The following is a 25953-nucleotide window of genomic DNA, read 5'->3' on the forward strand; positions in this document are numbered from 1 at the left end:
TACGTTTACAATTCTTAGACGATCTGTATCCCTAGGGTATGGATATGCGTAAAATGATCAAATTTATAATTTTTGGTCTAGAAGGTTTTAATTACGGAATCGGCTTCCCCACTCTACTTGCTTATATTTACTTTTTTACAGAATGGTCGGGAGAAGAATTTCAAATTATTCTAATTTCAACATCCATTTCGGTCTTCTTTATCTTAATTTATGGGGTTTCTTTCTACTGGATGCGTTTTGCTTCCATAAGCAGAATCGGCAAACCGGAATGCACAAAACGAGACCAAGTCAAGGCTTACTTCTGGTTAGACCATTTGGCAAAGGTTGCCATGTTGGATGTCATCATTCGCTATGCGATTGGTTTTCTATTTGTCCTTGGGTCTTTGTTTTTTTACCTTCATTCCAAAAACTTTGTCCTGATGAGTGAAATGGCAATTGGTCTTTTTCTCACACTTGCTTTTACCGTCATCTTCCAATCCATTTTTATCGATTATGTAGAAAACAAATTCAATATCAAAGGAATCCTTCTCTCCATCCGCATCGATCATAACAAAAGAATCAATACTAGAAAACTTTCCAGAAATCTTGGGTTTCAAACAGTACTTTCTTTTTTTGCAGCAATTCTTGTTTTATTTATAGTAAACTACCGAATGAATTTCAAACAAGAGTTGGATCTGGTTCATTCCAGTATGGAACAAGCCGTAATGGATTCGGAAACTTTAATGCGTGTCACTCTCGTTGATTTCCGAGATAGACTCACCCTTTCTATTTTTGCAGAAAATAAATTAAAAGACCAAATCATCAAAAAAGACCTGCAAGGAATCCGTGCAGTGTTAAACGAAATCCAATTAAAGAGTACAAACCACGCAGTGGAAGCTCTCTTTTATTACAAACCAGAAGAAGGTATTTTTGTATCCACGAATGAATACGATCGTTCCCAAACAGGATCGATATTTTTCATAGAAGATGTAGGGCTTGCAAGACAAGGCCCCCTTAGACATACAAGCATTCGTTCTCGTATTTCAGGTGATATTGTTTCCCCTTATACACTCCCCGTATATCAGAATGATCAGTTTTTAGGTTATGTTGGTGGATTTTTAAATATAGGCAAACTTTCCAGTTTTATTCTAGGAAATATAAAAATTGGAACATCTGGACAGGTGGGTTTTTTTGATGGTGATGGAACTATAGTTTATTACACCAATAAAAAAGAAATTGGAAACAACGCCAAAACAAAGTTAGTTTTTGATATCCCTTTCCAAAAACAAGAAGCTCTAGGTTTTGCAGATTCTACTGAAGATGGAACTTTAAAAAGGATTTTTTATGTCAAAAATCCTGAGTTCAATTACATCATCTATTGTATTTTTGAAAATGCAGAGTTGTATGAAAAAACACTTACAAGTCTTTTTACTACTCTCGGAATTTCGATTATTGTTGTTTTACTCATTGGGATTGTCACAGTTCTTGTGATTGAATCCAAACTACAACCCTTAGAAAGAATCAAAGTTAGAATTTCAGAAATGGTCAAAGGCAATTTACAATCAGATTTTTATGATTCTAGTCGAGATGAAATTGGAAGTATGGCAAACGCCATGTTTGATTTCCAAACCAAGTTACGACAAATTGTAAACCAAACACAAACTGTATCCAATGAACTTACAAACACAAGTTCAGATATTTATGAGTCAATGTTATCCCTTTCGGACGCTGCTCAAAACCAAGCCGCAAGTAGTGAAGAAATATCTGCATCCGTCGAGGAGATTACAGCGGGAATTGAAAGTGTAGCCCAAAGAACAGAAACCCAATCCTTTACCCTGGTTTCCCTGATGAAAAAAATGACAGAACTCAACGGGGCTGTTTCTGAAATTGACAAAAAATTTCAAATTGCCGACGTGCGAGTGGAAGAGATCACAAACGATGCAAAGTTAGGTGAAAAGTCTCTGGGTGAGATGAAACTCTCCATGGATAAAATTTTCCAATCTTCTTCAGAGATGACCAATGTTGTTGAAATCATTCACAATATCTCCGAACAAATCAATTTACTGGCATTGAATGCCGCCATTGAAGCTGCAAGAGCTGGTGCCAGTGGAAGAGGATTTGCTGTGGTTGCTGACGAAATTTCCAAACTTGCAGATAAAACAGCGAAGTCGATTGATGAGATTGAAGAGCTCATTAAACAGAACGAAGGTGAGATCCAACAAGGCCAGGAGAAAATTGATCAGTCAATAGTGATTTTAAGTGAAACCATTTCTGGAGTCAATTCCATCAACCAAATGACAAAAGAGATTCGTTCTGTCGTGCGAAAACAAATTGAAACCAACGAAGAAGTCAATGAAGGTGTCACTCAAATTCGAGAACTCTCTGAGATGATCAAGGAAGCCACCGACGAACAGAAAATGGCAATGCTCGAAATTTCAAGATCTATGTCGGAAATCAATAACCACGCACAAACCACTGCTATGTCCAGTGAAGGAACCAAATCCAGTTCTCAAACCATGAATCAATTATCCGAAAGCCTACGAAGAGAGATTAACTATTTCCATGTCTAAATCGAAAAACAAAGTTCCATTCAAAACCAGGTTATACGCATTCCTCATTCCGCTTTTTGTCGGACTTGTCTCTGCTATTTTAGTTAAATACTATGTCATCACTCCCGTTCACATTCAAAACCAGTTTATGGAACCCACTTTAAAAAATGGATCCACAGCATACTTCAATCGTTTGTTTCGATCCAAACACCTAGGAATTGGTGATATTGTATTGGTTCGTTCCCCTCTCGATCCCGAATCCGTTTTGATTGCAAGAATTGTAGGCAAACCAGGGGACAGTATTTATGTACAGAAGCGAATGGTTTTTCGTAATGGTACTATTCTCGATCCGACAAGTTTTCCCGAATCCGCATCAAACGACATTCCCCTCATCCCACAAGGAAAAACAGAATCTGATGATATGCCAAAGCTGACAGTTCCCGAAAAATCTTTTTTCGTACTCGCTGACAATAGAGAATTGGGAGTGGATTCAAGAACCTTAGGTGTGATCCAAGAAAGTCATGTAATCGCTGCCTTATGGTAAAAAAGAGTGTAGAAGATTGGATTCATTTTTTTGAATCCAGTTTACTACTGATTGGAACTGCCCTCTTCCTTTCTGGAATTTTTTTCCTAGTTGCGTTTAACTGGAACCTTCTCGATCGAATTGTGAAGTTTGGTCTCGTTGGATTTCTAATCCTTCTCGCCTATTTTTTTACCATTTTCTTTCGGAAGAAATTCCTTTACTTCGAAATGGGCCTTGTCCTTATTTTTTTTCTAACAGGATCTGCACTTATAATCTTTGGTCAAATTTACCAAACAGGGGCAGATGTTTATGATCTTTTTTTGGGTTGGGCGGCACTCACCCTTCTCTTAATACCAATTTCCCGATCAGGAGTAGTGGCAGGTCTTTGGATGGTTCTTAGTTCCACCACAGTCTATTTATATTCCGCGCAGGTAGACGGAAACGAATCTCCTATTTTATTTAGCATCACCTCACTACTCTTTGGTGGAACGGTTCTCCTCTTTGATTGGATCCAAACCAATCTTTTTTCGGAAAAAACTAAATCATTTCTATCTGGTCTTGGACTTTTTTTGGCTTTAGGTTTTCTTCATCTAGTAAACTTAAATTTATTTAGGAATCATAAAGAAATAGAATCTGGCTATACTTATTTATTTTTTCAAATTTTATTACCAGTCGTTTTTGTTGGTGTTTTTTATTCCTTTTACCGATGGTTTCGATTTCGGTTGATGAACCTAAGTTTTATTTTACTCTTTGGGCTCGGTCAAGTGATACTAAAATCCGCCGACATCTTTCAAGTTTGGGCTTATAGTTCAGCCGTTAGTTTTCTGCAATTTGGTCTTTTCATCACAGGTTATACGATCTGGGCTGTTTCGCATCTACAAAACCTACGAAAGCTTAAATCCATCGAAGAAGGCAACGAGTGAAATATCCTTGGTACATTGAACTTTTAAGTTTTTTTGGATCCGTTCTTGCTGGAGCTTTTTTTCTACTTTGTTTGGTTGTCCTTGGTCTTTTGAACAACAAACAACTCGATCTTTTTTTGGGTTTATTTATAATGATGGCAGTTTCCCTGTTATCTTTTTTCTCAAGGGAGAGAAAAAAACAAAGTTATGGATCCGTCTTTTTTTCCTTTTTATACCAAGGATTCTTTTTATTTCTCTTTGGTTTGTATGATATTTTTAAACTCGAAGATACTTCTATCCTTTGGATCATTCTAATTTTCCAACTTACCTTCTTTTTCCTATTTTCCAATCCCATACAAAGGTTTTTATCACCCATTCTTTTTTTTGTAGTTTCAAGTGTTTTGCTTTATGAATACAAAATTCTATTCCTTATCCCTATTCTAACAGTGGTTTGTTTGTTTTTAGTATACCGTTACACGTTTCTTAAAAAATTACCAAAAAACTTCGCAAGCCTTCCCTATTCTCTTAGTATAGCGCTTTTATGTTTGGCCGGATTTTCCTTTTTACCAGAATTAAAAGAAAATCCAAAAATTGCAGAGTTCCAATCTTTAGTTTTCTTTTTTGCGGGAAGTGTTTTACTGTATAAAGAACTGAATACGAAAATTAAATCCCTGACTCTCGGTTTTGTGATTCTTTTTTTTGGACTTATTTTTTTTCCCACAGTCGAAACTCCTGGAATCATTGCTTCTTTTTTCCTACTTCTCATTGGATTTGCGAGCGGGGTTACTTTCCTTTCTTACCTGGCCTGGGTTTCTCTTGGTTTATTTTATTTTGCTTTTTATTACGACCTGGATACCTCCCTTTTAGAAAAATCAAAAATGATGTTAGGTTCCTCTCTCTTATTTTTCGGAGCTTATGTTTGTTTACGTTTCTCGCCAATGGGTAAAAAAAGATGAAAGAAAAAATATCGCTTCTCCTTATTTTCAACTTACTTTTATTATTTGGCATTTTTACACAGGCTATAATAAAAAAAGAAAGCATCCAAAAGGATGGGCGACTAGTATTTCTCCCTCTTCTTCCCAAAGATCCCAGGTCTCTATTCCAAGGGGATTATATGGTTCTTAATTATGACTGGAGTCTTTTAGAAGGGGAAGAAAATGCAGGGGCACCCAATCGCGGTTGTCTTGTTTTTCAGATCCAAGCGGATGTGTTTGTACCCATTCGATTGCAGTCTTCTTTTGGTAACCTCAAAGCTTCCGAGTTTTGTTTACAATATTATCGAAGTGATTATGATCTTAAAATCGGAGCAGAGTCCTATTTTTTCCAAGAAGGCGATGCGGAGCTTTATATGGAAGCAAAATATGCGGGGATTCGTTTTCTAGAAGGAAAAACTGACGGAGACAAATTACTTGTCGGTCTCTATGATAAAAACAAACATAGATTAGGTTCTAGTGATTAAAGGAAGATCAACAAAAAATTTTGTTTTTCCCGGTTTGGATTCAAAATGTATATTTCCTTTATGTCTTTCTACAATTTTTCTGCAAATATCAAGTCCTAACCCACTACCTTCCCCAGAAGATTTAGTTGTAAAAAATGGCTCAAATATCCTGTCTTTGACTTCTTCAGGAATCCCAGGCCCTGTGTCTTCTACTGTCACTCGAACCATTCCATTAAACGCTTCTGTACAAATCTTCATCTCTCCTTGGAAAACCATAGCCTGCAGTCCGTTATAGATTAGATTCGTCCACAGATGCAATAATTCTTCTGGATAACCTTCCAATATAGGAACATAGTCGTATTCCCTGATCAAGGTTACATTTTTTTTGAATTGGTTTTGGTAAAGAATAATGACCGTTTCAATATTTTCCAACAGATTAAATTTTACCGGTTCTGAAGATATTTCGAACCTAGCAAAATTCTTTAAAGCAAAGGTCATTTTACTTGCACGTTCAACAGCCAACTGCATGATGCTCAGTGATTGAAAAACAGTGATCTCTTCAGCTAACAAAGCAATAATGGCAAATACATCTGAATCTTGAAATAAAATCTCAAATTCTTCTAATATGTTTAAGTCGAAGCCAGAATCGATCAAATTAAAGGAAAAAGCTTCAGGAATCTTTTTTGACCTAAGCCAGGTTTCAATTTCCTTCCTTCGCCTCATCCTTTCTTTTCCAGATATCATTTCCACTCTAGATTTCAGAACTTCTAAACAGCTGAGGAATAATTTCTGTTTTTGAAATGAAGGAATGAGGTCTCGAAGTTCTTTTTGAAACAAAGATAAATCGGATTCGAAAAGTGTTTCTTTTAGAGTTTGTGTCGAGGCATGAATTGCCGCAATGGGATTGTTGATTTCATGCGCTATTCCAGCGACCAATTGTCCAAGGCTTGCCATCTTTTCAGACAAAATCAATTGATCCTGAGCTTTTTTTAAACTCGCGATTGTTAATTCCAATTCCGCATTAGAATTTTGTAATTTTTTTGTCCTTTCTTGCACCTGATTTTCCAAACTTTCGTTCAGTTCACGTAACTCTCTTTCACGCTCTTTTAATTCTTTATTGATTTCATTCTTTCTTAAGTTACTTACTGTAAGAGCGATTTGATCCCCTAGTTGACTAGAAAAGATGATTTCGTCCTCTGTCCAGATATGTTTTTTTCCAACATGTTCGAAACAGATAGCTCCAATCAATTCTTCTCCGATTCGAATCACACCATCTAACATGGATGTAATGTTGTTAGGTTTTAGATAAGATTCAATAAATCCTTTGGTCCTCGGATCCGCATAAGGGTCACTTGCATCCACATATTTTTCAGTGACTAAATATTGAAATTCTTCTCTAAATTCAATCTCCTTCAAAATAGCACCAAATCCATGGGTTTCTTTCGATAAATAATAAATATCTACATTATGGAGTTCGTCTTTTGCTTCGTTAAAAAGCCAGACACCAACCCGTTCTATCTCCAAAAGATGAGCTACAGACTTTGTGATGAGTGTCGAAAGCGAAAGAATATCTCCAGAACGAATCGCTGGATGAGAGGAGACCTGGGCCAAAATCTTTTGTTCGGTCCGCGCTCGGTTTAAATCGCCTTTTAAGTCTTTCCTAGTCATTGGAGACCTTTTATTGGACGGAACCAGAGTCAGGTTTCACGGAGACAGCCCCTCAGAAATTCCCAAATTCTTAAGGCTTCTACGCAAGTTTAGGGCTTAAAATGAGTGACAGAGACCCTGAACTCGAAATCCTGTAATTAAAAAATCGTTTCATCTCTAGATACGAGCCTTTTAGGAGAAACTCATGGTAAAAATCGCAATCAATGGTTTTGGTCGCATCGGACGGCTGGTGCTTCGTTCCGGAATCAAAGATCCCAATTTAGAATTCGTTGCAATCAACGATTTAGTTACACCCGACAACCTTTCTTATTTATTTAAATATGATTCTACTCACGGTCGTTTTGACGGTGAAGTATCTCACACAGACAACGAAATCATTATCGATGGCAAAAAAGTAAAAACCTTCTCCGAAAGAGACCCAGAAAAACTTCCGTGGAAAGAACTCGGAGTGGACTTTGTAATCGAATCTACTGGTCTTTTTACGGACCGAGTGGGTGCCGAAAAACACATCAAAGCCGGTGCGAAAAAAGTGGTCATCTCTGCTCCCGCAAAAGACAAAGACATCCCTACTTTTGTAATGGGTGTGAACCATGAAAAATATGATTCAGCAAAAGACAATGTAGTCTCCAATGCATCTTGTACAACGAACTGCCTGGCTCCGATCACAAAAGTGGTTCTTGACAACTTTGGAATCGTAGAAGGACTGATGACTACCATCCATGCGATGACAGCAACCCAACCGACCGTTGACGGACCTTCTAAAAAAGACTTCCGTGGTGGACGTGGTGCCGCTCAAAACATCATCCCAGCATCGACTGGTGCTGCCAAAGCAGTCGGACTTTGTATCCCTGAAGTGAACGGAAAACTCACTGGTATGAGTTTCCGAGTTCCCACTCCAGACGTATCCGTTGTGGACTTAACCGTTCGCACAGAAAAACCAACTAGCTTAGCTGAAATCAAAAAGAAAATGAAAGAAGCAAGCGAAGGTTCCATGAAAGGAATCCTTGGTTACACAGAAGATATGGTGGTTTCGAACGACTTCCTTGGAGACATTCGTTCTTCTATCTTTGATGCAGATGCTTGTATTGAACTTAGTTCTACTTTCTTCAAACTGGTTTCTTGGTATGACAATGAAATGGGATACTCGAACCGAGTTTTAGACCTCGTACGTTACATGGCAAAAAAAGGCTAAGATGAAATTACCTCTTCTAGAAGACCAAAATCTAAAAGGAAAACGAGTTTTTGTTCGTGTGGACTTCAATGTCCCTGTCGAAAACGGCAAGGCTACGGACAGAACTCGGATTGAAAAAACCCTTCCCACTTTGGAATTACTGATTTCCAAAGGAGCAAAACTTGTTCTCGGAAGCCATTTAGGTCGCCCCAAAGGCGGCCCTGAGGCCAAATATTCCATGAAACCGGTGTTTGATGTTCTCTCCGAACTTGTCAAAACCAAAGTCAGTTTCTCGGAATCTGTGATTGGCCCTGAAGTGGTAAAGATGACGAATGCCCTCGGAGAAGGAGAAATCCTCCTTTTAGAAAATCTTCGTTTCCATAAAGAAGAAGAGGAAAATGCTGCTGGTTTCTGCAAAGAACTTGCCAAACTAGCAGATGTCTATGTGAACGACGCCTTCGGAACTGCTCATCGTGCCCATGCCTCCACAGAAGGTGTGGCCCACTTACTTCCGGCTTTTGCGGGACTCCTCATGCGAAAAGAAATCGAAGTTTTGAGTAGCCTACTTGCCAAACCGGAACGTCCCTTTGTGGCCATCGTTGGTGGCTCCAAAGTCAGTTCTAAATTTGCTATTTTAAAAAATCTCCTCGAGAAGGTAGACCACCTCCTCATTGGCGGGGGAATGGCTTATACGTTCCTCAAATCCAGAGCGGTTCCCGTGGGAAAGTCGCTTGTGGAACCGGAATTTGAATCCCAAGCCTTCCAACTGATTGACCGTGCAGGAATCCAAGGGGTTGACCTCCAAATCCCCGTGGACCATATCATTGCCGATGCTTTTGATCCTAATGCCAAAACCAAATCCGTAGACAAAATGGGGATCATCGATGGTTGGATGGGAATGGACATTGGGCCTAAAACCATCGACAATTACGTAAAGGCGATCAAAGAAGCAAAGACCATTCTTTGGAACGGACCTATGGGTGTTTTTGAGATGGATAAATTCTCCAAAGGAACCATCGAAATTGCCAGAGCCATCAGTAAATCCAAAGCCAAAACGGTTGTGGGTGGCGGGGACTCGATTGCTGCTGTGAACAAAGCAGGTGTGGCCGACAAAATCACTCATATTTCCACGGGTGGTGGTGCTTCCTTAGAATTTTTAGAAGGACGGGCCCTTCCTGGCGTTCAATGTTTACTCCCTAAGGAAGAAAATTAAGATGAGAAAGAAGATCATTGCTGGAAACTGGAAGATGAACCTGACTTTGGCGGAAGCCATTACCATCACCAAAGGATTGGTAGCTACAAGCGAAACCTCAGCTCATGAAGTGATGATTTTTCCAAGTGCTCTCCACTTGGAATCTGTGGCTTCGATTGCCAAAGGATCCAAACTGATTGTTGGAGCACAAAATGCCTACCAATCGGGACTCACGGCAATGACCGGGGAAATTTCTCCCGTGCAACTTGCGGAACTTGGAATCGTTACCGTTCTTGTGGGTCACTCCGAAAGACGCCAATTCCTCGGGGAAACTTCCGAGTTTGATAACCAAAAGATTTCTCACTTTTTAAAAGCGGGACTTCGCGTGGTGTACTGCGTGGGAGAAACCTGGGCAGAACGAGAAAAAGGAAATACATTTACTGTCTTAGAAGACCAAATCAAAAAAGGACTCAAAGACATTACAAGTGACCTCTTCGTTAATCTTGTGATTGCTTATGAGCCTGTTTGGGCCATAGGAACAGGAAAGGTGGCAACACCTGTAGAAGCAGAAGAAGCACATGCCTTTATCCGAAAGGAAATTGGTAATTTATTTGTAGGTGCCAGTGCGATCGCTGAGAAAATTCAAATTCTCTATGGTGGTTCGGTAAAACCGGACAATATCAAAGATCTACTCACCAAACCAAACATAGACGGTGGCCTCGTGGGAGGAGCCAGTCAAAAATTAGATTCATTTTTAGGACTTTTGAAATAAGGAAACATTATGGGATTTTTTGCAGGAACCATCCTCACACTTTTTATTCTACTTTCACTCTTTCTCATCCTTCTTGTCATGATCCAAACTGGAAAAGGCGGAAGCGCAGGAATGTTAGGTGGATCAACCGCGAGTCAATCAGTATTTGGAGCATCCACTGCTGATGTGATGACAAAAACCACAAGAGTGGCAGCGATTCTTTTTATCGTTCTCTCTTTGGCACTTTCTTTTGTATTCGCTAAAAAAGACGAAGTTTTAGTTCCCGATCTAGAACCAAGTTTAGAAGCCCCGGTAGAAACTGATGGAACACCTTCCGAAGTACCGGCTCCTACTACTCCTTAATTTATTCTTCTTTAGTGTCGGTCTCCTCTCAGAGACTGGCATTTCCGAAAAAGAAAATAGATTAGATAAGGAAATCCTTAGCCTTTACCGAGAAATCGCTAAAGCTAGGGAGCTTCTTACCTACGAACACCTCACTTCTTTACCTGCCAACACAACCATAAGTTTTATTGGAACCTATCCCAACAGAACCGGGATTCGGATTCGTAAGTATAAAGTAGATCCAGACCCACAAAACAAAAATCGAATCAAACATTCGGAAGAAAAATCCATCCTTCTAGAATTTAATGGATCCGTTCTTTCTAAAGTGGAAGTATCGGTGATTACAGAAGATACAGAGATCGAACAAAAAACAAAAACCAAAATTTCAGATACATCCCCCTTGGACACATCACTCAATGATATGGTGATTAGTTTTTCTGGCATTGATGGATCAGATAGTTTTCCCCTCTCCTCCCTCCGTAATGATGAAATCAAAGGAGAACGTAATGATTTCAAAAAAGATTTTTATATTAAATTTCTTTTAGACTTTCATAGCCAACTTGCCTCTATCTCCGCCTTACAAAAAACTGGTGGTAATAAAAGCCAAAAATCCATGTTCAAACAATTGAACCAGTCTTTAGGGTATTGATTTTGCCTGAGAACTCTCAAAATAGCGACTCTGCATCCGTTGAGAAAGTTGCGGAAAAAGCACGCGAACTAGAAGCCATTTATGATGTGGTGCAGGACCCACTAGTTCTCATTGATTCGGATTTTAATATCCAAAGGGCCAATTTGGCTACCATCCTATTTGCCAAAAACAATAAATACGACGAACTTCTTGATCGTAAATGTTATGAAGTTTTGTACCAACGAAGTGACATCTGCCCCTATTGCCCGAAAATCAACGTCAAACCAAAAGATAAAAACCAAACCTATTCCACTCCCATCACTCGGGAGATTTTCTTTCGATCGGAAGATAAAAAACAAACTCTACTCCTTGAATTTTACCCCTACCCCAAACAAGAAGACCTATTTTGGATGGTGGAAAAAATCTCCGATGTTACCAAACAAAGGGACAAAGAAGAAGAGTCATTTCGGATGCGTAACCTTGCCTCTCTTGGAATTTTAATTTCCGGAATTGCCCATGAGCTAAATAATCCATTAACAGGAATTAGTCTAACATTACAAAATCTAAAGGCCAATTGGCAAAACCAACCACCGGAACAAATTGAAAAACGATTGGATATGATTAAAAATGATATTTCGAGAGCTGCGATCATCGTCTCCGATATCATCTCTTTTGCAAAAACAGATAAAGTAAAAGTAACTCTCGGAGATATTGTTGAAACGATCAACCGTGCCAAAGATACAGTAATCCGTCTTTATCCCCATTTGAGTAAAAACATTGTTTGGCGAATCTCCTGCGATTATGAATACCAATTTCCTTTTCACCCAGGGAAGATGGAACGTTTGTTTATGAATTTATTTCGTAACTCACTTCAAGCCTTTGACTATAGGCCGGGAGAGATTTCGATTGAACTTCGAAAAACAAAAAACTGGCTCCATATCATTGTGGAAGACAATGCGGGTGGGATTCCTGATGCAATCATACAAAAGATATTTGATCCCTTTTTTACGAGTAATAAATCGGGAACAGGAACAGGGCTTGGACTCTCGATCTGTCACTCCATTGTCAAAGAACATGATGGTAATATCTCAGTGAAATCGGTAGAACAAAAAACTCGTTTCACCATTTCCTTTCCTCTTACGAACGATATCACGGAGCAAAATCCATGAAAAAATCAATCCTTATTGTTGAAGATATCCACTCCATTCGCGAAGCGATTATGGATTTACTCAGCACAAAATTTAATGTATTTGGTGCTGAACATTTTGAAGAGGCCGTTTGGTATCTCACCAACGAAAAAATTGACTTAACCATTACAGACATTCGTCTTCCTGGCAAATCGGGAATTGATTTAGTCAAACTTATCCAAAAAGAATTTCCTAATGTATTGTATGCTCTGATGACTGCTTACAATATCAACGAATACATTAAATATGCGAAAGACCTTCATATTTGGAATATCATTCCCAAATATAGTTTTTTGGATATCCACCTAATCGAAGTAATGGTAGAAAAACTCCTCTCCAAAGATATCTTCGGGATTGAAAAATACTTCACCAATGATTTCAAAGTTCATAGCGAAAACATCAATAGTGAATTTGAAGAAGCCCCAACAAACGGCATCATTTACAAACAGATCAAATCAGACCAAGACCGCTCCATCCTATGTGGGAAGATTTCAAAAAATCTAATCCAGTTGGGAGCACCGAAAGCCATCCAACAAGTATTAGAAGAACTCACTTCGAATGCAATGATTCGAGCTCCTCGCACTCATGAAGGAGAATACAAATACCAATTCGAAATTCCAAGCCATGATATGGTAGTTCCCTTGGACAATATCCAACTAATGCCAGACGATTATTTTTTAATTGGATATGGGGTTACAGAAAGTACTATTTTTATTGTAGTGAGGGATCAATTTGGCTCTCTTCGAAAAGAGGAAATTTTACACAGATTAGACAGACATATTAGTATTGATGATTCTACAGGTTTTCCCAAAGGACTCGAAGATAGCCATGGTCGTGGATTATATATTTGTCGGGAAATTTCAGACCAACTCATCTTCAATATTGAACCGGGAGTTTGTACAGAAACCATAGCGATGATCAACAGAGAGGGACGGACTGGTTTCAAATCACTTTCCATTTACGAAGTGGATACAAAACCTAGACCTAATTGAATTAAATCCGATTCGGATTGAAAACTTTATTTGCTTACACCAGAATAAAATCAAAAAACTTGAAATTGCATCAAATCGGATTTAGACTGCATATAAAATGCTGAATTAGTTTTTCCTGGAAAAAATCGAACCGGTAATTCCGAAGGGGGAAGTTTTTTCGAACGAATCAAACTTCCTTTTGTATTAAAAAATTGAATTTCTGATTCTGTAATAGCCACATAAATCGAATCCGTATTAAAAATGGATTGGTATACCCCACCGACCTTGGATTTGCTTTTCTCCCAAACCAATTTTCCATCCTTGTAAAATGCCAAGGAGTCAGGGAGATTAAAAATCACAGATCCATCATTTCCAGTGACAAAATAAAGTTTGTGTGGATAGAACTTGGGCAAAGGAAACTCTTCTACCGTTTCACCTGTTTCATCTAGTACCTCAATAAAATCCTTATCTAACAAGGAATAATGAATCGATGAAAATTTTCCATCGGGAGATAGGGAAACGGATTTAAAAAAGCAATCCTTTTTATCTTTGGATAATTCCTTTTCAAAGAGAACATTTCCTTTTTCATCTAACCGGTACAATTCACCACCAGAAAATAGAACAATTACACCTTTATTTTGAGAATCAAATTGGTAATCGGTTAAAAATCGTCCATTTAACTCTGATTTACCGACTCGATTCCCGCTTTCATCCATGAGAAATACGGTGTTATTATCACCCGATAAATACAATACAGGAGAGGCAAAGTATCCACTCCTTGGATAAGAGTTGATTGGTTTTTTCCAGAATAGTTCTCCTCCATCAGAGAAAAAGTTTACTTCATCCCCTATCTTTTCATACAATAAATACCCATTAGAAAGTAAAGGGAAGTCGACTAAAAATTTGGGATCCGCATCCAAAAATTTCGAGGTTCGAAAAGAATAGTATCTGCTCCCGACTTTATATCCGTTGATAGTTTTCAGAGGATCTTCCCCAATTTTAGGAGAAGCGGTTCCAAACCTTCCTTCACTGTTCCATACCCAAGTTTCACGAATGTTGGGAACAAAATTTAAGTCCACATCCCAACTATAAAAGAATAATAGAAAAAAACCAAATGAATAGAAAATCGTCTGCCACATGTTAAACGTTCCTTTGTTTTAAAGACTGGTATAATAAAAATAAGGCAGTATTGCTCGCATTTTCTCGAATTCCTTCCCTGTTTCCAGGAAAAAGATAGGAGTGTGTTTGAATAGATCCATCCGGAATTTTTAATCCAATCCAAACGGTTCCTAATGGTTTTTCATTGGTCCCACCATCAGGCCCTGCAATCCCTGTGATAGAAATACAGTAATCCGCCTTTGTTCTTTCAAAAATTCCTTTCGCCATGGCCTCTGCAGTTTCTTTACTCACCGCACCGAACTGCAATAACAGTTCGTTAGGAACACCGATGAGTGATTTTTTCATCTCATTCGAATAAGTTAAAAATCCGCCTATAAAGTAGGAACTAGATCCCGGGAAGTCGGTTAGTTTTTTTCCAAGTAAACCACCAGTGCAACTTTCTCCCACAGCGATGGTTAATTTTTGAGATCGTAAATTTTCATGAACGAATTCGAAAACATCATCAGAAATAATCTTAGGATACTGCCCTTCTAACCTCTGGATGATTGTATCCAAGTTTTTAGAATCAGTAGATTGAAAGATACATTTGATATAACCTCGGTTTGCCGTAACTCCCCACTCCACATTTTCGAAAAGTTCATTCCGATGGGTTTCCACAAAATCTTTTTGGTACAACGATTCCCCAATATTCCAAAGCCATTTGGTTTTTTGGACTAAGTTTTCACGGGGGTAAATGCGTTTGAGTTCGGGGACTAACTTTCTCGTAAACATCTCCTTCATTTCGGAAGGAACCCCTGGCATACAAACCAAATAGGAATCTGTCCCAATCGGTTCCACAAACCCAACAGCAATCCCCACTGTATTGTCTAAAGTTTTGCAATCTTCAGGTACATGAGTTTGTCGAATCACAGACGGTAGAATATCGCTATATTGTTTTCCTCTTGATTCATAAATTCGTTGCAAACGAATCTTCGCCTTTTCTACTGCATAAGATTTCTTTCCATTCAGTTTCAAAACCGTTTCCAATGTATAATCGTCTTCTGTGGGGCCAAGGCCACCAGTCATTATGGCAAGTACAGGCCTTGACTCTGCTAGTTGTTTCAAGTTTTGTAATTCAGAAAGAATGAGACCTGGATCATCAGGTAAAGCGATGAACTTTTTTACCCTCCAACCAAGTTCAAAAAGTTGGTTTGCCATCCAACCAGAGTTTGTGTCCAAACTACGACCAGCGGTTATCTCTGAACCCGTTGCGATAATGACAATGTAGGGTGCTTCCATTGAACTTCTGTTAAATCTCTTCTTTGGACATCTTTTCGGGAGCAGAAATTCCAAGTAGTTTGAGTCCACTTTCTAATGCCAACTTGGTATACAATACCAGGGCAAGGAGTGTATCTCTTTCTTTCCCCATTTTGTCTTTGATTCGGTTGTCTTTTTGAGAATAGAACCTTGTGAACGACTTACTGAGTGATTGCAGATAGTTTGTAAGCCTATGCGGTTCGAAACTCGTCGCTGTATCAAATACTTCTTCTTGTAATCTTGCCACCCAAAAGAGAAGACGAGTCCTCTCTTCTTGTTTTAGAAATTCCACATTCACTTCTGGTTGGAGAGGTTTTAAATCCATCGGAACTTGTAATTCCCGAAAGATAGAACAGATTCTGGCATGTGCATATTGAATATAAAAAACAGGATTTTTATCGGATTCATCTTTGGCTAAATCCAAATCGAAATCAAGAGGAGCATCAGAGCTTCTCATCAGGAAAAAATACCTACCCACATCCCTACCTTGTTTACCCAAATAAGAAAGTAAGTCTCTCATAGTTTGAAAAATACCCAAACGTTTACTCATTTTAACTTTTTCTTTGTTCTCAATTAGATTGACTTGTTGGGCGATAAGAATTCGAAAACTATCATCCGTTTTTCCAAATGATAGCACTGCTCCTTTTAATCTGGCGATATATCCGTAATGATCGGGTCCCCAAATATCAATCAGAGTATCAAATCCTCGTGCGAACTTATTGTAATGGTAAGCAATGTCAGCCATCAGGTAAGTGGGACGACCATCTTCTCTACGAATCACACGATCTTTATCATCGCCATACAGAGTAGATAGGAAGTGGAGTTTTCCATCAATGGTAGTCACATCTTCTTTTTTTAAAAGAGAAGGTACCTTCTCCACATCACCCGCTTCATGGAGGCTACGTTCACTAAAGAACAAATCAAAATTCACCCCAAAAAGAGCTAAGTCTTCTTTTTGGCGACCTAAATTATATTCCACCGCATAACGAGAAAGAAAATCGATCACCTCGTCCCATTTTTCAGCTGCTACAGAATCAAATATATGTTTGGTTCTTGTTTGATCTTCCAAACATAGAAGGGCAATGTCTTTGATGTATTCGCCTCGGTAACTTTCCTTAGGCAAAATTCTTTTTTTGATGAGTTCAATCACCGGTTCTTCAGATTCTTCTTCCTGGAAACTGATTTGATCTCCCTTTGTTTCAAAAATGCGAAGTAAAACTGCAACACCAAGCAAATACACTTGGTTTCCATAATCATTCACATAAAACTCTCGTTTGACATTATGACCAAGACTTGTGAGTAAGTTTGCCAGTGCATCCCCATAAGCCGCAGACCTAGCGGAAACAATATTCATAGGTCCTGTTGGATTGGCAGAAACAAACTCAAGTAGGATTTTTTCTTTCTTAGAAGTCTCTGCAAATTGAACACCGCCTGACATTGTAGATGCTACATACTGGTTTAAATATTCCGGATGGATTCGAAAATTAATAAAACCGGGTGGTGAAAAAGTAACAAACTCAAACATAGAATTATTTTGAATTTCCAAAAGAACCGCTTCCGCAATTTCTTTCGGATTTTTACTTAGTATATTTTTATTTTCTAAAGCAAAGGGAGATGAATAGTCCCCAAACTTTTCATCCCTGGAGTATTCGATTCGGATCTTCAAGTTATCTTTAGCAGAATTGAGGTTATTTTTTTCTAGGTAGACATCGATTGCTTTCTCTAATTCAGAAAGCACTTGTTGTTTTAATAATTGATTTGCGTTCATTTCTAATATTTGATTTCCATCTTAAGTTTGTCTGAGTTTTGCCAAAGTTCAAAACTTCTTTGTTTGAACCTAGTTACAAAATGTGGGATACTTTCTTTTTCTTCTCTGAGTGTGGTTTGGAAAGTTTCGGATTTTTCCTTTCCCGTTATATTTTTTCTGTTCTTTCGTAAATCCTCTCCCTTTAAGAGAAGTTGGACCAAAGCAAAAAAAACAGAGAGAGTCATACAAAGTAAAATTGTTTTAGTGATAGAATTCATAAATAACCTATTGTTTTGTAAAACTCGAAGTATGATTTTAACTCTTTTCCAAATAAAGAACGCAAAAACTGATTCAAAATCAGATCCCCATCCCTATACTCCGTTTCCCGAGGGAAGATACTCACTACGTTTGAAAATTTCTTTGATAACATAGTATGAAATAGTTTCAAAACAGGCAAATGATCTTTGGGGATAGGATGGCAATCGGAACATAAAAATTCACGCTCATCCACAGAAAAATAAGCTGCCGGTTTCGAAAGGACCTCTTCCCCACATGTATGGCAATAGAATTCCGTTGGGAAATGACCCATATGCGAGAGAGCCCGCAATTTAAAAAAGGGGAGGATTTGTTTCTGAAAACCCTTTTCGTTCGATGTATCCAAACTCCCCGAAAGAAGTTGGAAAAGGAAGGGATGGCTTTCCCCTTCGGGGTAAATCATCGAAGTCAGTTCTGTCAAATATAGTACAAACAACGTTCCCAAGTAATCCGATTTTAATTCATCATACCGGTTCACTATATGAATCTCTTTAATGGACTTCCAATCTTTCTCTGCTTGGTCATAATAATCTAGTTCCACAAGGGAACCGATCTCAGTGGTGATGATGGCGCGACGTTTGGACTTACGAATTCCTTTACTTAAAAAATGCATCCTACCTTGCGTTTCACCAGCAAGACTAATGACTCTGTCGCTATCACCTATATCTCGACTTTGGATGACAATCCCTCTTTCTTTTCGAATGGCCATTTATCTTGCAAACACCAAATCCAAACACTCATCTTCTTTTTTACGCATAAGGATGGCGTCTTCTTCATTTGTTTCATGGTCATATCCAAACAAATGTAAAATTCCATGAACAAGCAGGCGATAAAATTCATCCACGAGACTATGTCCAATTTCTTTTGCTTGGAGAATGCAGGTATCCATAGAGATGATAACTTCACCTAAGATCTGAAAGGGGATGGGAGGTGATTCTGAATAAAGAGGGAAAGATAAAACATCGGTAGTTTTGTTTTGTCCCCTTCTTTCCAAATTGATCTCTTGCATCAGATGATCATCCACAACCAAAATGGAAAGTTCTAAAGATTGTAAAAACATGGGGCTTAAAAATTTAAGAATTCGTTCACAATTCTCCAATACTAATTCGGATCGAATTTCAGATTTCCCCCACTGATCATTCCAATGGGTTACAACCATCAGTGAAGAATTCATTTTTTATTTTTTTTTGAACCAGCAGCTTCCAATGCTTTGGTATCTTCTGGTTTCGGGTATTTCGGCCTTTGGTGTAAACTAGAAAGTAAAACTTCCTTAAAACTGGCTTTGATGATTTCTAAATCCCCAATGGTCAGACCACTTTCATCCAATTGGTTTTCCGCTAACTTCGAATTGATAATTTTACGAATGAGTTCATCTAAACTCTCGGGGGATACCTCATCAAGTGAACGTGAAGCGGCTTCCAAAGAATCGGCAATCATCACAATCCCTGTTTCTTTACTTTGTGGTTTGGGGCCTGGGTATTGAAAATCTTTTTTGTTAATGTTTTTTCTGGCAGAGGCAGAGATATCCTGCAACGCCTTGTGATAAAAAAACGCCATGGTGGAAGTTCCGTGGTGTTCGGGAATAAAACTGATGATCTCACGAGGAAGCCTTGCTTTTTTTGCCATTTCAATCCCATCTAACACGTGATCGATGACAGTTTTCGCGGCAAGGGCAGGATTATTTTTATCAATATGTTCAGGTTTAGGAATCAAATGTTGGTTTTCGACAAAAAAACCAGCATTGGGAATTTTTCCAATGTCATGGAAATACACACCCACTCGAACAAGAAGTCTATCTAAGTTTAAATTTTGGGCTGCACGTTCAGACAATGCTGCCACCATAAAGGTATGAGTATAAGTCGATGGGGCTTTAGTGAGAAGTTGTTGTAAAAGCGGATGACCTGTGTCAGCAAGTTCAATTAGTTTGAAACGAGTAGGAATATTGAAAACATATTCATACAATGGAAGTAAAAACTGAACCGCTGTAGCACTCGCAAATCCATTGATAAAACACATTACCGTGATTCGAAATAAATTGGAATTACTTAAGTCCCTATAAAAACCAGCACCAGTTGATACATAAAATTCTCTTCCATCAAATAAATAACCGGCAGTGGTTATGAGGATTTGGACAAATGTAAGTAAAAAACCAGCCTTTAAAAAATCGATTCGTTTGAGAAGTCGCCTTCCATAAATGGAACTCATTACTGCAACAGTGAAAGCCAACATAAAGGAGGTCGGATTGTAACGAGAAGCAAAGAATACAGCAAAGGAAAGAAAAAATCCAATCGCAATGGAAAGTTGTTCATCATAAACAAAACCAAGAAGTAAACAGAGCATCCCTACAGGAACAAACATTCCAAAATAATACACTGCAGATAAATCATTGTCAGTCGCATAAAAAACTTTTGAAAGTAGGTAAATGGAGGCGATCACAATCCAAAGTGTAAAAAAGATAATTAAGTTACTGGAAAGATCATTCAACCTGTTGGGCCTGTAACGAATGAGATAAAACCCCACGATCACAATCAGAACGCATTGTGTGAGAAATATAGATACAATCGATGCCAAGTTAGCCCTTGTTGCATAACGATTCATCATCTCTAACTTTAATTTCACTTCGGGAGTGATCACGTCTCCTGCACGAACTATCACTTCATTGGCTTGGATCCGACTTTTTTGAACGGGGACAGAGTTTGTCGCTCGCATACGAGCATTTTCTGTTTCCTCTGGGTTGTAATTACATGCAGGATAGGAGTACACATAGTACAATCCAATCCTAGAGACAGCTTTCAGAAGTGATTCAGAGACATTGGGTAATTTTTCCGAAGCTAACTTTGACAATACGGAAGCAACAGGTCCCTCTTTATAAATTTGAGATCTGGGGATGACTAAATTTCCGTCAATGATGGAGGTTTGGTCTTGGGTTCCAATGTTACGAATTTTAGCACCCGCTTTGTCCAAATCTTTGGCAAAACTTAGGTCTTCTTTTACAATACAGTACTTGGAAAAAATTAGGTTGGTATATTGTTGGATGAAGTTCTTTAACTTGTCTTTCTTTGGATAATCCAAGATGGCCTGGATTTCTTCATTGGTGCGGTTACGCCATCTAGGGATCCGATCCTTTACAATGGCAGGTGTTCCCTTTCCTTCTGTTAGGATGGTGCGGAGAAGTTCGATATCTTCCGAAAGATTGGTATCAATCCCAGCAACTAAAATTCCAAAATCTTTATCAAAAGCAAAAGGAACGCTGGCAGCAGCTTTTTGTTTTTCCGCGTTTGTTTTCTCTGTATCTTCGTAAGAAAATTCTTTTACCGATTGGATGGTTTCAGGAGCAATTTTTCCTTCAGAAAATAAGCCATCCGGATCGGTATTGACACTGGTTTGTCCAAAAAAAGGAATCGAAAGTACGTAAGTCACAAAAAGAAGGGTAAGCGAAACCAAAATGATTTGGATGTTTCGAACTACAGAAACTGGCCTAACTTTTGTTAGGAAGTCTGTCACTTGGGTCATGGAGGAATCTAAAATCTTTTTCATGGTTTTTTAGAGAAGAGACTTTCGTTTTCTTCAAATCGTCTGACAATCGATTCGACGATGGGGTGACGTGTAATATCCTCTCTTCCAAAGAAAATCGTTTCAATTCCGCTTAAATTACGAAGCGTATACACTGTTTTTTCTAGTCCGGAACGCCCGTGAGCCAAGTCAATTTGCGTGGCATCCCCGGAAATTGCCATTTTTGAATTTTTTCCAAACCTAGTGAGAAACATTTTTAATTGAGGTAAAGTACAGTTTTGGGCTTCATCTAAAATGATAAAGGAATGAGAGAGAGTACGCCCTCTCATAAAAGCAATGGGTGCAATTTCAATTTTACCCACTTGTAAATACTCAGTGGTTTTTTCAAAACCAATACATTCGTGTAACGCATCGTAGATGGGGCGTAAATAAGGATTTACTTTTTGTGTTAAATCCCCAGGCAAAAATCCTAAGTTCTCCCCGGCTTCTACAGCAGGACGAGTGAGAATCAACCGGTCCACCTCCCCCGTTTGCATCATCCGGCAGGCTGTCGCTATGGATAAAAAAGTTTTACCAGTTCCGGCAGGTCCCATCGCTATGGTAATGTAGTTTTTATGGAGGCTATCCACAAAACTTTCCTGGTTTTTGGTGCGAGGGAAGATGGGTTTTCCTTTGAAGGTGACAAAAATTTTGTCTCTCGGAGTCCAGGTCTCTCCTTCCTTTTGGAAGTCAGAGGAACCAGGAGTCGGCCAACCACCACTCGAGTCTTTTACCTTATTCACAAGGTAATCAATATCAAAAAAGGAATACTCCGCTTTGTCTGGTCTACGTTTGAAATTTTCTTCCACTTTCTGGAAGGTACCCAAGGCCACTTGGACTTGGTCCTCGCTCCCTTGGATGATAAGAGATTTTCCTCTCGGAATGAGTTTTACATTGAGTCGACTTTCCCATAACGGGAGTTTGCTGTCTCCAATCCCACAAACCGTTTGGTAGAGGGATTCTTCTTGAAATGTAAAACTTTCATCCATATTAGATAGTGACTACCCTGAGTTTTAGTTCTTCCAATTGTTTTGCATCGACAGGCCCCGGCGCTTCACTCATCATACAAGTTCCTTTTTGAGTTTTTGGAAAGGCAATGACATCCCGAATGGAAGTTCCACCCGTTAGCAACATCATAATCCGATCCACACCAAAAGCAATCCCCCCATGAGGTGGCGCACCGAAGGAAAGGGCGTCCAGTAAAAATCCAAATTTGGATTTTGCATCTTCTTCCCCAATTCCAATCGCTTCCAAAACTAGACTTTGGATTTCTGGATTGTGAATCCGAATCGATCCTCCGCCAATTTCTGTTCCATTCAAAACTAGATCATAAGCTTTAGCACCAATCGTAGAAAGGTCAACTGATTTCCCAGCTTTCCAATCTCTTAGTTTGTCAAAGTCTTCTTCTTTGGGAGATGTAAAAGGATGGTGGAGGAAGGTCCAAGTTTTAGTGGCTTCATCCAATTCAAACATAGGAAAATCCACGACCCAATGGAAACTATAAGGAACCTTAGGTGGATCATATTTTTCTGATAATTTCAATCGAAGGGCACCAAGAGAGGCATTGACTATCTTAGAGGTATCGGCTCCAAAGAAAACCATGTCCCCTTCTTTGGAACCAACGGCTTTCGCTATTGCTTCGAGGGCTTCCGGTGTGAATCGTTTGGTAATGGTCGACTCGAGTCCGTTTGCTCCGTGTTTCATATAGGCAAGGCCTTTCGCGCGGAAGTCTCTGGACAACCAAGCAGTTAGGTCTTCGATTTCTTTTCTGGAAATCACAGAACCACCAGGAACACAAATGGCCTTCACCACTCCACCACTGGAAACAGCAGCACTGAATACTTGGAAGTCCGCATCTTTTACAATCTCAGATACATTCACCAGTTTCATTCCAAAACGAATGTCTGGTTTGTCTGAGCCGTATTCTTCCATAGCCACATGATACGGCATGGTCATAAAGGGAGCGTTTACTTCTAAGTGGAATACTTTCTTTAAGGCATGCGCCCACATAGATTCAATCTCAGAACGGATGTCTTCTTCTGTGACAAAAGAAAACTCCATATCGAGTTGTGTGAACTCAGGCTGGCGGTCCGCTCGTAAGTCTTCATCTCGAAAACATTTTACGATTTGGAAGTATCGTTCCATTCCCCCAATCATCAGAATTTGTTTAAAAAGTTGGGGAGACTGCGGAAGAGCATAGAACTCTCCTGCATTCAAACGGGAAGGAACGAGGAAATCACGTGCCCCTTCTGGAGTGGATTTATTTAAAATAGGAGTTTCGATTTCTAAAAAGGATTTGCTGTCTAGATATTCCCGCAAAGCAAAGGTTAGTTTGTGACGTAAAACCAAACGATCACGCAGTTCTTCACGACGCATATCAAGATATCGATACTTCAAACGAATTTCTTCCCCAGACGGATCAAATTCATCTAAAGTAAAGGGAGGAGTTTTGGATGTATTTAAAATTTCTACAGATTCAGCAATTAACTCGTATTTGCCGGTTTCCATTTTCGGATTGATGGATTCTGCATCACGAAGCGAAAGTTTTCCTTTCACTGCAATTACAAACTCAGAACGAATTTTTTCTACTTTTACGAAGTCGTCTCCGAGGATTTCTTTACGTGCTACAATTTGTAAAATTCCGGAACGATCACGAAGGTCGATAAAGATTACTCCGCCTTGGTCGCGGTAACGAAATGCCCAACCGGAAAGGAATAAAGTTTTACCGACAGACGCATCCGATACACTCGTTGCACTCATTCTATTTTTATATTCGGAACTGACCCACTGATTCAATTGAAAACCTCTTTATAATGGAACGTTGTCGAAACGGCTGATCTTCGGATTGAACATCAATGGAAAATCGGCCGTAGCACCCGCTCTGTTTTTGGCGATGATGATCTCAGCCATTCCCCTTTTGTTCGGGTCAAGCTCTTCGGGAGGTTTCACCATTTCTTCCCGATATATAAAACATACAATATCCGCATCCTGCTCAATGGCACCTGACTCCCGTAAGTCGGAAAGTTGTGGCCTTTGGTCTTTGGATCGATTTTCAATGGAACGGTTCATCTGCGATAAAGCGATGATGGGGCAACCCACTTCCCGTGCCATTTGTTTCAGTCCCCTGGAAATATTGGCAACCTCTTGTTGCCTTCCCCCCATGGCTGCTTTTGGATCACTCATTAGCTGTAAATAGTCAACAATCACAAGCCCCACTTCTTCTGTGGTCCTGAGTTGGCGAAGCCTTGCCGAAAATTCTTGAATGGTCAAATACCCAGAATCATCAATGTACAAACTAGCCGATGTGATATTTCCAATACTATCTTTGAGTTGGGTCATCTGAGCCGAAGTCAGAGTTCCCGCCTTTAAAGCATAGGAATCAATCCTTGCATCCGCACTGATGAGTTTGAGAAGTAATTCGATCCGACTCATCTCGAGAGAAAAAATAACAACCGTCTTGCGCTCTTTCAAAGCAGCGTTGGCAGCAATATTCAGGGCAAAGGTTGTTTTCCCGTTTCCGGGACGAGCCGCAAGGATCATGAGTTCGTGTGACTTAAGTCCTGTGGTCGCCATATCAAGTCCGGTAAAATGCGTTTTTAATCCGTTAATTCCACCGGTTCCATTTTGGCTTGCCGCTACAACATTTTTGATATAATCAATAAGTGCATTGGCATCATCTTTTACTTTTCTTAAACCCTTGGATCTCTCTTGGCGAGAGATGTCCATTAGCGACTGTTCTACGAGACTAAATACAGAATCGTTTTCCCCAGGTTCAACTTTTACTTTATCTATGGCTTGGTTTAAGGCTTCGACGTACTTACGACGATCCGAAATACGTTTCACTCGCCGAACATAGTAGTCCAGTGGTTGGAAGGGAACAGTATCTTTGTAGAGGGAAGTGATGTATTCCAAGTCGCGGGATTCATCTTTAAAAAGACGTTTTTCCCGCATTTGGTTTGTGACCGTAACTAGGTCGATGGAAACCCCTTCACTGATGAGATCGGTGACAGCCTCGAAGATCCTTCTATGACTGTCCATATAGAAGTCATCCGGGCTTAGACCTAAGTCTTCCTGCCCGGCTACCCCTCTCATGAGTAGGTAACCGATTAAGTTCTTCTCAGACTCTATCTCCTGAAGAGGGTTAGAATTCATCGAAAAAGTGGAAGCGTTAAACTATGCTTGGCCGACGACTTTAACTATGATTTGGGGAACAACACCTTCAGCCAAACGAACTTTAATTTTATATTCGCCCACTGACTTTAGTGGCTCACCTAAATCTAGTTTGCGTTTGTCGAGTTCTACTCCAGTGTTTTTGATTGCTAGTGCAATGTCATTCGCTGTCACAGAACCGAAAAGTTTGTCGTTCTCACCCACTTTCACTTTTATCTCGTAAGTTTTACCTTCGATAGAAGAAGAAAGTTCTTTCATCACCTTCACACGTTTGTCGCGTTTCAGTTCAGCAAGTTTCTTTTGGTGGACTGCGGCTTTTGTGTTTCCATCATTTGCACGGACTGCAAATCTTCTAGGAATGAGGAAGTTACGCGCATAACCGTCCGCAACTTCTTTCACATCACCAGCATCACCAAGATTCAATACATCTTTTTGCAATACAACTTTCATCCG

24 protein-coding genes are annotated in these 25953 nt (G+C 39.4%); 12 read left to right on the plus strand and 12 right to left on the minus strand.

What is annotated here, in order from left to right; translation table 11 throughout:
- The first annotated feature begins 53 nt into the window (after positions 1-53).
- From JWG40_RS11745 to JWG40_RS11765, 5 genes are read left to right on the plus strand one after another with little or no spacing between them, the layout of a single operon-like run.
- Complete coding sequence (locus tag JWG40_RS11745) at positions 54-2549, plus strand: methyl-accepting chemotaxis protein (RefSeq protein ID WP_205285995.1); 2496 nt, start codon at positions 54-56, stop codon at positions 2547-2549.
- Positions 2542-3072, plus strand: a complete 531-nt coding sequence (gene lepB, locus JWG40_RS11750) for a signal peptidase I (protein ID WP_205285996.1) — start codon at positions 2542-2544, stop codon at positions 3070-3072. The genes JWG40_RS11745 and lepB overlap by 8 nt, the downstream gene beginning before the upstream one ends.
- Entirely contained in the window at positions 3066-3974 is a 909-nt protein-coding gene (locus tag JWG40_RS11755) for a DUF2157 domain-containing protein (RefSeq protein ID WP_205285997.1), read from the plus strand. The genes lepB and JWG40_RS11755 overlap by 7 nt, the downstream gene beginning before the upstream one ends.
- Positions 3971-4909: a DUF4401 domain-containing protein gene (locus JWG40_RS11760; RefSeq protein ID WP_205285998.1), complete on the plus strand. Its 939-nt coding sequence runs from the start codon at positions 3971-3973 to the stop codon at positions 4907-4909. Before JWG40_RS11755 ends, JWG40_RS11760 begins: the two co-directional genes overlap by 4 nt.
- The gene (locus JWG40_RS11765; protein ID WP_205285999.1) at positions 4906-5412 is read left to right on the plus strand and encodes a GDYXXLXY domain-containing protein; all 507 of its coding nucleotides are present in this window, start codon (positions 4906-4908) and stop codon (positions 5410-5412) included. The genes JWG40_RS11760 and JWG40_RS11765 overlap by 4 nt, the downstream gene beginning before the upstream one ends.
- On the opposite strand, the gene JWG40_RS11770 is transcribed toward JWG40_RS11765, so the two are convergent.
- Positions 5395-7059 (minus strand): GAF domain-containing sensor histidine kinase, encoded by a 1665-nt coding sequence (locus JWG40_RS11770; protein WP_205286000.1) that lies wholly within the window; start codon positions 7057-7059, stop codon positions 5395-5397. The genes JWG40_RS11765 and JWG40_RS11770 overlap by 18 nt on opposite strands.
- 184 nt (positions 7060-7243) lie before the next feature.
- Between JWG40_RS11770 and gap the strand changes: the two genes are divergently transcribed.
- Genes gap through JWG40_RS11805 form a run of 7 tightly spaced genes read left to right on the plus strand, consistent with a single transcriptional unit; the run spans position 7244 to position 13322 of the window.
- The gene (gap, locus tag JWG40_RS11775; protein ID WP_002973650.1) at positions 7244-8251 is read left to right on the plus strand and encodes a type I glyceraldehyde-3-phosphate dehydrogenase; all 1008 of its coding nucleotides are present in this window, start codon (positions 7244-7246) and stop codon (positions 8249-8251) included.
- A gap of 1 nt (position 8252) precedes the next feature.
- Positions 8253-9443 (plus strand): phosphoglycerate kinase, encoded by a 1191-nt coding sequence (locus JWG40_RS11780; RefSeq protein WP_205286001.1) that lies wholly within the window; start codon positions 8253-8255, stop codon positions 9441-9443.
- Between the two features lies 1 nt (position 9444).
- The gene (tpiA, locus tag JWG40_RS11785) at positions 9445-10194 is read left to right on the plus strand and encodes a triose-phosphate isomerase (RefSeq protein ID WP_205286002.1); all 750 of its coding nucleotides are present in this window, start codon (positions 9445-9447) and stop codon (positions 10192-10194) included.
- 9 nt (positions 10195-10203) lie between these two features.
- On the plus strand, positions 10204-10536 hold the full coding sequence (gene secG, locus JWG40_RS11790; RefSeq protein WP_015679931.1) for a preprotein translocase subunit SecG: 333 nt from the start codon (positions 10204-10206) through the stop codon (positions 10534-10536).
- Positions 10496-11164, plus strand: coding sequence for an LIC_12096 family protein (locus JWG40_RS11795; RefSeq protein WP_205286003.1), 669 nt, complete (start codon positions 10496-10498; stop codon positions 11162-11164). The genes secG and JWG40_RS11795 overlap by 41 nt, the downstream gene beginning before the upstream one ends.
- Before the next feature lie 2 nt (positions 11165-11166).
- On the plus strand, positions 11167-12312 hold the full coding sequence (locus JWG40_RS11800) for an LIC_12097 family sensor histidine kinase (protein WP_205286004.1): 1146 nt from the start codon (positions 11167-11169) through the stop codon (positions 12310-12312).
- The gene (locus tag JWG40_RS11805; RefSeq protein WP_205286005.1) at positions 12309-13322 is read left to right on the plus strand and encodes a response regulator transcription factor; all 1014 of its coding nucleotides are present in this window, start codon (positions 12309-12311) and stop codon (positions 13320-13322) included. Before JWG40_RS11800 ends, JWG40_RS11805 begins: the two co-directional genes overlap by 4 nt.
- A 50-nt stretch (positions 13323-13372) precedes the next feature.
- Here JWG40_RS11805 and JWG40_RS11810 read toward each other — a convergent pair whose 3' ends face one another.
- The 11 genes from JWG40_RS11810 to rplI are packed head-to-tail and all read right to left on the minus strand — an operon-like array spanning position 13373 to position 25950.
- Positions 13373-14440, minus strand: coding sequence for a hypothetical protein (locus tag JWG40_RS11810; protein ID WP_205286006.1), 1068 nt, complete (start codon positions 14438-14440; stop codon positions 13373-13375).
- Position 14441: 1 nt separating this feature from the next.
- A complete protein-coding gene (locus JWG40_RS11815; protein WP_205286007.1) occupies positions 14442-15698 on the minus strand; it encodes a nicotinamide-nucleotide amidohydrolase family protein in 1257 nt (418 codons plus the stop codon).
- 10 nt (positions 15699-15708) lie between these two features.
- Positions 15709-17484: an arginine--tRNA ligase gene (gene argS / locus JWG40_RS11820; RefSeq protein ID WP_205286008.1), complete on the minus strand. Its 1776-nt coding sequence runs from the start codon at positions 17482-17484 to the stop codon at positions 15709-15711.
- A gap of 2 nt (positions 17485-17486) precedes the next feature.
- Positions 17487-17741, minus strand: coding sequence for a hypothetical protein (locus tag JWG40_RS11825; RefSeq protein ID WP_205286009.1), 255 nt, complete (start codon positions 17739-17741; stop codon positions 17487-17489).
- Positions 17738-18487, minus strand: a complete 750-nt coding sequence (gene recO / locus JWG40_RS11830) for a DNA repair protein RecO (RefSeq protein WP_205286010.1) — start codon at positions 18485-18487, stop codon at positions 17738-17740. Before recO ends, JWG40_RS11825 begins: the two co-directional genes overlap by 4 nt.
- Positions 18488-18952: an rRNA maturation RNase YbeY gene (gene ybeY / locus JWG40_RS11835; RefSeq protein ID WP_205286011.1), complete on the minus strand. Its 465-nt coding sequence runs from the start codon at positions 18950-18952 to the stop codon at positions 18488-18490.
- Positions 18949-21315, minus strand: coding sequence for an HD family phosphohydrolase (locus JWG40_RS11840; RefSeq protein WP_205286012.1), 2367 nt, complete (start codon positions 21313-21315; stop codon positions 18949-18951). Before JWG40_RS11840 ends, ybeY begins: the two co-directional genes overlap by 4 nt.
- The gene (locus tag JWG40_RS11845; protein ID WP_232369338.1) at positions 21312-22319 is read right to left on the minus strand and encodes a PhoH family protein; all 1008 of its coding nucleotides are present in this window, start codon (positions 22317-22319) and stop codon (positions 21312-21314) included. Before JWG40_RS11845 ends, JWG40_RS11840 begins: the two co-directional genes overlap by 4 nt.
- Before the next feature lies 1 nt (position 22320).
- Complete coding sequence (gene aspS / locus JWG40_RS11850; protein WP_205286013.1) at positions 22321-24126, minus strand: aspartate--tRNA ligase; 1806 nt, start codon at positions 24124-24126, stop codon at positions 22321-22323.
- Positions 24127-24138: 12 nt separating this feature from the next.
- Positions 24139-25482, minus strand: coding sequence for a replicative DNA helicase (gene dnaB / locus JWG40_RS11855; RefSeq protein ID WP_205286014.1), 1344 nt, complete (start codon positions 25480-25482; stop codon positions 24139-24141).
- 21 nt (positions 25483-25503) lie between these two features.
- The gene (gene rplI / locus JWG40_RS11860) at positions 25504-25950 is read right to left on the minus strand and encodes a 50S ribosomal protein L9 (protein WP_205286015.1); all 447 of its coding nucleotides are present in this window, start codon (positions 25948-25950) and stop codon (positions 25504-25506) included.
- Positions 25951-25953: the final 3 nt, after the last annotated feature.

It is taken from the genome of Leptospira abararensis (genome assembly GCF_016918735.1).
GTDB classification, from domain to species: domain Bacteria; phylum Spirochaetota; class Leptospiria; order Leptospirales; family Leptospiraceae; genus Leptospira_A; species Leptospira_A abararensis.

What these genes read in the sequence shown, in the direction of transcription:
- secG (WP_015679931.1), top strand. Translation starts at nt 10,204, where the DNA reads ATGGGATTTTTTGCAGGAACCATCCTCACACTTTTTATTCTACTTTCA.
- dnaB (WP_205286014.1), bottom strand. Translation starts at nt 25,482, where the DNA reads ATGAATTCTAACCCTCTTCAGGAGATAGAGTCTGAGAAGAACTTAATC.
- argS (WP_205286008.1), bottom strand. Translation starts at nt 17,484, where the DNA reads ATGAACGCAAATCAATTATTAAAACAACAAGTGCTTTCTGAATTAGAG.
- JWG40_RS11845 (WP_232369338.1), bottom strand. Translation starts at nt 22,319, where the DNA reads ATGGATGAAAGTTTTACATTTCAAGAAGAATCCCTCTACCAAACGGTT.
- JWG40_RS11745 (WP_205285995.1), top strand. Translation starts at nt 54, where the DNA reads ATGATCAAATTTATAATTTTTGGTCTAGAAGGTTTTAATTACGGAATC.
- JWG40_RS11805 (WP_205286005.1), top strand. Translation starts at nt 12,309, where the DNA reads ATGAAAAAATCAATCCTTATTGTTGAAGATATCCACTCCATTCGCGAA.
- JWG40_RS11810 (WP_205286006.1), bottom strand. Translation starts at nt 14,440, where the DNA reads ATGTGGCAGACGATTTTCTATTCATTTGGTTTTTTTCTATTATTCTTT.
- recO (WP_205286010.1), bottom strand. Translation starts at nt 18,487, where the DNA reads ATGGCCATTCGAAAAGAAAGAGGGATTGTCATCCAAAGTCGAGATATA.
- JWG40_RS11840 (WP_205286012.1), bottom strand. Translation starts at nt 21,315, where the DNA reads ATGAAAAAGATTTTAGATTCCTCCATGACCCAAGTGACAGACTTCCTA.
- ybeY (WP_205286011.1), bottom strand. Translation starts at nt 18,952, where the DNA reads ATGAATTCTTCACTGATGGTTGTAACCCATTGGAATGATCAGTGGGGG.
- JWG40_RS11815 (WP_205286007.1), bottom strand. Translation starts at nt 15,698, where the DNA reads ATGGAAGCACCCTACATTGTCATTATCGCAACGGGTTCAGAGATAACC.
- gap (WP_002973650.1), top strand. Translation starts at nt 7,244, where the DNA reads ATGGTAAAAATCGCAATCAATGGTTTTGGTCGCATCGGACGGCTGGTG.
- tpiA (WP_205286002.1), top strand. Translation starts at nt 9,445, where the DNA reads ATGAGAAAGAAGATCATTGCTGGAAACTGGAAGATGAACCTGACTTTG.
- JWG40_RS11770 (WP_205286000.1), bottom strand. Translation starts at nt 7,059, where the DNA reads ATGACTAGGAAAGACTTAAAAGGCGATTTAAACCGAGCGCGGACCGAA.
- JWG40_RS11765 (WP_205285999.1), top strand. Translation starts at nt 4,906, where the DNA reads ATGAAAGAAAAAATATCGCTTCTCCTTATTTTCAACTTACTTTTATTA.
- rplI (WP_205286015.1), bottom strand. Translation starts at nt 25,950, where the DNA reads ATGAAAGTTGTATTGCAAAAAGATGTATTGAATCTTGGTGATGCTGGT.
- JWG40_RS11755 (WP_205285997.1), top strand. Translation starts at nt 3,066, where the DNA reads ATGGTAAAAAAGAGTGTAGAAGATTGGATTCATTTTTTTGAATCCAGT.
- lepB (WP_205285996.1), top strand. Translation starts at nt 2,542, where the DNA reads ATGTCTAAATCGAAAAACAAAGTTCCATTCAAAACCAGGTTATACGCA.
- JWG40_RS11780 (WP_205286001.1), top strand. Translation starts at nt 8,253, where the DNA reads ATGAAATTACCTCTTCTAGAAGACCAAAATCTAAAAGGAAAACGAGTT.
- JWG40_RS11795 (WP_205286003.1), top strand. Translation starts at nt 10,496, where the DNA reads ATGGAACACCTTCCGAAGTACCGGCTCCTACTACTCCTTAATTTATTC.
- JWG40_RS11825 (WP_205286009.1), bottom strand. Translation starts at nt 17,741, where the DNA reads ATGAATTCTATCACTAAAACAATTTTACTTTGTATGACTCTCTCTGTT.